We start from the raw sequence: 3,580 nt of genomic DNA, 5'->3' as shown, positions 1-3,580 counted from the left end.
GACTCTGGACAGTAACTACGGACTGTTCGGGTTAGTAGTCACGAACTGCGAAAGTGCGATCGCCGATTGTCCAGAGCCGGAAATTCATGTCTATATTGGTCAAATCTGACTATATATGACTAGATTCTTGTTGAGACTTTACAATGCTTGGTAACTTTTGTGGATTCGCTATATCCTTGTGATACTGAAAGAATTGACCAAGCAAATTCTGCACGCGGGGACTAATTTGAGGCTGAGATGGTCAAAATTCTGGTGATAGTGATAGTTGGGGTTCTGGGAGCGATCGCTCTTTTGGAACTAGGGTTACGGGTTTTTTTTGGTTTTGGCAATCCTTTGATTTATGTATCTGATGAGGAGATCGGCTATTTATTGGCTGGTGATCAGAGTAGCAGACGATTTGGCAACCGGATTGAGATTAATCAATATTCTATGCGTTCTCATGCGATCGCCCCTACACCAGAAGATAACACTCTCCGGATCATGTTGTTAGGAGATTCTATTGCTAATGGTGGATGGTGGACTGATCAGGATGACACGATTTCTGCCATGATGACACAACAGCTTCAATCCCAACTACCAGTCAAACAGGTGGAGGTTCTCAATGTTTCTGCTAATTCCTGGGGACCCCCGAATCAATTGGCTTATGTTCAGAAGTTCGGTTTATTTGGTTCTCAGATCTTAGTTTTGCTACTCAATACCGATGATTTGTTTGCTAGAATCCCTAATCCTCACATTGTCGGACGCGATCGCAACTATCCAGACCAAAAACCTCCTTTAGCCTTGTTGGAACTGTTTAACCGCTATTTAGGACGCGATCAGCCTATCCCTCCACCTTCTCGCCCACGTCCCCAGGATGTGGTGGCTTATAACCTAGATATGATTAGAGAGCTAAATGCGATCGCTCTTCAACAGGGGGCTCAATTCCTACTGCTGATGACTCCCCTACTACGAGAAATCGGTGAGCCAGGACCAAAGGACTACGAACTTAAAGCACGCTCACGTCTGCAATCGCTTACCCAACAGGAAAATATTAAATTTATCGATTTTCTCCCACCCTTCAACAGCCACCCCGACTCCCCGAGTCTCTACCGTGACCACATCCATCTGAGTCCCCAAGGTAATCAACTCGTAAATGAATTATTACTTGAGCAACTTAATTTATAGTTAAGAGTGCGATCGCCGCTGTTCGTCGATGGGGGTTGCTCTCAGGTTTCTGCATCATCCTCATTTGAGCGGACGATACGTCGGACTCCGACGCGCGCGATACGTGGCACTCCGACGCTGGCGATCGCTTGTTTCGAGAAACCCGGTTTTTTGAAAAAACCGGGTCATCAGCAAATTGGGTTATCAATTACACCGACAGAAAGGAAGTCATGGGATTTATAAATTGAGGGGTCGATGAAGGTTGTTGTCAATGCGAGGCGATGAATTGCTTTAATTAAGTGTTGTTGAAAACATCCCAATCAATTCCCAGTTGTCGCAGTGCAGACCGTAGAGTTCCAATTTTGAGATCGCGACTTCCCCAATCCGGTAACACCGAAGCTTGCCCTGTGTTGGGATTCAACCACTTTCGGTGAGAGCCACCCCCGCGCCGGGGCAATTCTTGACAACCCAATGCTTTCAGTTTTCGGGCCACTTCGCGATACTTCATGAACTCACGACTAAAGTTTCTAGCCACACAGAATGATCGGCATCGGCAACACATAAATTTGGGGGTAAAGTTCGACCCAAATCCTCATAAATCTCGACCACGGCAGCCAGGGCATCCTGAACGTTGGCGAGGGCTTCCTCGGCGGTGTCGCCCTCGGTCAGAAGTTCTGGCAAGAGTGGGGACGTCACAGTAAATCCCCCTTCGGGTTGGGGGGAGAGCAGCAAAGGAACTTTATAAAGCATTGTTTGGAGATTCTCCTTTTGGGTTGAGTTGTATCGAATATTTTCCAGTTTTTATAACGCCTAATTTTAGCACTTGTAGCTGCTTTTAGTCAATGCTTTGAATGAGTGGCGATCGGGGCAAACGAGATAGGTGCGATCGCTCTTCGCGTAGCACAGGCATCTTGCCTGTAGTGGACCGACACGGCTAAAAATGTGCTTTCGCGTAGGGTGGGTTAGGCGGCTCAAACCCATGCTGTGAAAGCCATATATCAATCCGCCGTAACCCACCGTTTAAGGTGTGTCGGTTCAGTATAATCGAGAGCGTCGCTCCCATCGTGTCAACCCCCAGCCCTCATGGCTCCATCGGAATTGCTGACGACAGCGGTTGTGGCGATCGCATTCCGGCGTCCGGACACGACTCGGAAGGTGTTTGATGTGATGCCGCGAGTCAAGCCGTCCGAAGGGCGGGCAATGCTTTGGAAGCTCGAAATTCGTGTTATAATAGATAGCCGTCGAAATTTTAGAGGTGAGTTGATGCGGTCAATCAAGGGAATTTTTAAAGGCGGGTTATAGATTTTAGGAGTGGTGTATGAATGCAAAGTCCATGTCTACTTCGGAAACAAAAATTTATAATTACACGGTGATTTGTGAAAAAGAATCAGAGGGGGGTTATCATGCTTTTTGTCCGGTTTTGAAAGGGTGTTACAGCCAGGGAGATAATTTTGAGGAAGCCTTGGTAAATATCACCGAAGCAATGGAATTATATATTGATAGTTTGCTTGAGGATAAAGAACCGATACCTGAAGAGAATCTGATCATCAAGCCTGTCCAGATCCCCCGATGAGTAATTTTCCGACAGTTAAGGCGAAAGATTTTAGATGGTTGAATGTAAAATTTACCTTGATGTTTGTTGTTTGAACCGCCCCTTTGATGATTGGAGTCAAGAACGGATTCGCATAGAAGGAGAAGCTGTCCTCAACATTCTCCATCGAATTAATGCCCAAGGTTGGCAGTTGATTATGAGTGAAACAATTGCAGCAGAACTGGAAAAAATGAGCGATTTAGAAAAATTAGAAAATATCAGAGAAATTTTGAACTTGGCTACGACGGTTGTTGAAATTGACGATGCAATCAATATTCGTTCACAAGAGTTGGAACTATTGGGATTTGGACTGTACGACGCTTTTCATGTTGCCAGCGCTGAAAGGATCAAAGCAGATGTTTTGTTGACGACAGACGATCGCCTGCTGAAAAAGGCAAGTAACAATCAAGATGGATTGCGGGTTAAAGTGAGCAATCCGGTTAATTGGTTGATGACGATTTTTCAACAAGAAGGAGGAATGACTGATGACACCTATTGAATTGAGAAGACAAGGTTATCAAGTTTTAGTTGAGAATCTGGGTCAAATTAATGCGATTCGCTTTTTACAACAGGTGGGATGGGGACATGGCGATTACACGAAAGAACGAGAAAATCTGCTGAAGTCGGTGACGCGAGATGAGTTTTGGCAAGATATTCAGAAAATTAGAAATCGCCGATAGATTGGCTTTTGCTGGTGGATTCCCGCCGCCGATTTTTGAGTCAGAATATAGGGTCAATTTATTATGGTCTTCGCACACGCTACGCGATCGCTCTTCGCGTAGCACAGGCATCTTGCCTGTAGTGGACCGACACGGCTAAAAATGTGCTTTCGCGTAGGGTGGGTTA

7 protein-coding genes are annotated in these 3,580 nt (G+C 45.7%); 5 read left to right on the top strand and 2 right to left on the bottom strand.

Annotation, left to right across the window (positions count from 1 at the left end):
* The first annotated feature begins 237 nt into the window (after positions 1-237).
* On the top strand, positions 238-1,164 hold the full coding sequence (locus ACTIE0_RS19520) for an SGNH/GDSL hydrolase family protein (RefSeq protein WP_006622251.1): 927 nt from the start codon (positions 238-240) through the stop codon (positions 1,162-1,164).
* 274 nt (positions 1,165-1,438) lie between these two features.
* On the opposite strand, the gene ACTIE0_RS19515 is transcribed toward ACTIE0_RS19520, so the two are convergent.
* Both ACTIE0_RS19515 and ACTIE0_RS19510 read right to left on the bottom strand, forming a co-directional pair.
* Positions 1,439-1,651, bottom strand: a complete 213-nt coding sequence (locus ACTIE0_RS19515; protein ID WP_006670166.1) for a type II toxin-antitoxin system HicA family toxin — start codon at positions 1,649-1,651, stop codon at positions 1,439-1,441.
* Positions 1,648-1,839 carry a type II toxin-antitoxin system HicB family antitoxin gene (locus tag ACTIE0_RS19510; protein ID WP_228116437.1) on the bottom strand — a complete coding sequence of 64 codons (192 nt, stop codon included), beginning with the start codon at positions 1,837-1,839 and terminating at the stop codon, positions 1,648-1,650. The genes ACTIE0_RS19515 and ACTIE0_RS19510 overlap by 4 nt, the downstream gene beginning before the upstream one ends.
* Before the next feature lie 387 nt (positions 1,840-2,226).
* Between ACTIE0_RS19510 and ACTIE0_RS19505 the strand changes: the two genes are divergently transcribed.
* Genes ACTIE0_RS19505 through ACTIE0_RS19490 form a run of 4 tightly spaced genes read left to right on the top strand, consistent with a single transcriptional unit; the run spans position 2,227 to position 3,414 of the window.
* Positions 2,227-2,445, top strand: coding sequence for a hypothetical protein (locus tag ACTIE0_RS19505; RefSeq protein WP_035758886.1), 219 nt, complete (start codon positions 2,227-2,229; stop codon positions 2,443-2,445).
* A 16-nt stretch (positions 2,446-2,461) separates the two neighbouring features.
* A complete protein-coding gene (locus tag ACTIE0_RS19500) occupies positions 2,462-2,716 on the top strand; it encodes a type II toxin-antitoxin system HicB family antitoxin (RefSeq protein WP_006622254.1) in 255 nt (84 codons plus the stop codon).
* Positions 2,717-2,750: 34 nt separating this feature from the next.
* Entirely contained in the window at positions 2,751-3,233 is a 483-nt protein-coding gene (locus ACTIE0_RS19495) for a type II toxin-antitoxin system VapC family toxin (protein WP_006670165.1), read from the top strand.
* Positions 3,220-3,414: a hypothetical protein gene (locus tag ACTIE0_RS19490; protein ID WP_006622257.1), complete on the top strand. Its 195-nt coding sequence runs from the start codon at positions 3,220-3,222 to the stop codon at positions 3,412-3,414. Before ACTIE0_RS19495 ends, ACTIE0_RS19490 begins: the two co-directional genes overlap by 14 nt.
* Positions 3,415-3,580: the final 166 nt, after the last annotated feature.

It is taken from the genome of Limnospira sp. (genome assembly GCF_051859755.1).
In the GTDB taxonomy this organism is placed as follows: domain Bacteria; phylum Cyanobacteriota; class Cyanobacteriia; order Cyanobacteriales; family Microcoleaceae; genus Limnospira; species Limnospira fusiformis.
Note: the sequence above shows the minus strand (reverse complement) of the source record. Positions and strands in the feature narration are given on the sequence as shown.